The organism is Arsenophonus nasoniae DSM 15247 (genome assembly GCF_000429565.1).
GTDB classification, from domain to species: domain Bacteria; phylum Pseudomonadota; class Gammaproteobacteria; order Enterobacterales; family Enterobacteriaceae; genus Arsenophonus; species Arsenophonus nasoniae.
The window spans coordinates 1-1,119 of record NZ_AUCC01000284.1; the positions used below are offsets into that span (position 1 = coordinate 1).

The following is a 1,119-nucleotide window of genomic DNA, read 5'->3' on the forward strand; positions in this document are numbered from 1 at the left end:
TAAACACAATAAATCGATCCCCATCTCCTTTTTGCAATAAGGGATGGCTTTTGCTACTCACTTTAAAAGCGATTCAATTTCCTAACCATGAACCGGATAATGAAGTATCACCGCAATTACCTCAAGAAGATAAATTAAAAAAAGTCGATGATAATAAAGATGTAATTTTCGAATCAATACGCTTACATGATGAAGAAAAGATGCCGGATATTCAACTTGAAGAAGAACCATCGAAACTGGAAAAAGAAAATGATGAGATAAATATTTCATATCATCATGAGGAAGAAAAAAAACAAAAAATCAAAGAAAAAGAGTATCGGGATTAACTTTTAATAGGTACTAAATGTGATTATCGCATAGTTATCTTTATACTATGCGATAATATAAATCAATGTACTAGCATAAGGCTATTACATTAGTTGCCGAAGGTCCTTTATGGCCACTTTCGACTGAGAAGTTTACTTCTTGCCCTTCATAGAGCGTTTTATAATCATTACCCTGAATCGCAGAATAATGAACAAACACATCCTGACTGCCGTTTTTAGGTGAAATAAATCCAAAACCTTTGTCCGCGTTAAACCACTTAACAATACCTGTATTGATGCTTGACATATAAGTTCCTTAATTTTGTTAATTAATCAAAAATCTCAAAGATTAACATAATTTTACTAATGGTATTTAATCCAAAGGAACTCATTAATGAAGAGAGGTATTGATATCGCTAAATTTTGAATTACTTAAAATTTTTTACTAATAAAAAGAGATTGTTAATCTCCAGAGAGAGATTTAATTAAGCCATACTTTATCGTTTTAATCAATAGTTTATTTATTCTACGAGACGTTTTGCGTTAGCTAAATACAAGGCTAAGACCATAAATAATATCGAGATTGCATAAATCAATACAGAAAATGAATCCTTATGTTCTACGATAATTAATCGAATGATAGCAGTAACACCTATATAGACAAAATATTGTAAAGGAAAATGATACAAAGAATTAAAATATTTAATTATTAATGCGATAAATTCAAAATAAAGAAAATAATTAACGATCCCTTGAACGTAGCACGCTACGCGTGAGCGGCGCAGCGGTGCTGCTTCGGGGATGTTAATGAGTT

Annotated in this window: 3 protein-coding genes; 1 reads left to right on the forward strand and 2 read right to left on the reverse strand. The window is 31.1% G+C overall.

Going from position 1 to position 1,119, the window contains the following annotated elements; all coding sequences use genetic code 11:
- A partial coding sequence (locus tag G468_RS0118440; protein ID WP_211229690.1) for a hypothetical protein occupies nucleotides 1–326 on the forward strand: 326 nt, incomplete at its 5' end.
- Between the two features lie 70 nt (nucleotides 327–396).
- On the opposite strand, the gene cspE is transcribed toward G468_RS0118440, so the two are convergent.
- Together cspE and G468_RS23305 are read right to left on the reverse strand one after the other, a co-directional pair.
- Complete coding sequence (cspE, locus tag G468_RS0118445) at nucleotides 397–612, reverse strand: transcription antiterminator/RNA stability regulator CspE (protein WP_026824204.1); 216 nt, start codon at nucleotides 610–612, stop codon at nucleotides 397–399.
- A 214-nt stretch (nucleotides 613–826) separates the two neighbouring features.
- Nucleotides 827–1,119: phosphate-starvation-inducible PsiE family protein (locus G468_RS23305; RefSeq protein ID WP_026824205.1), on the reverse strand; the 293-nt coding region annotated here is incomplete at its 5' end.

Excerpts from the sequence above, each read along its gene's own strand:
- cspE (WP_026824204.1), bottom strand. The coding sequence starts at position 612 with ATGTCAAGCATCAATACAGGTATTGTTAAGTGGTTTAACGCGGACAAA.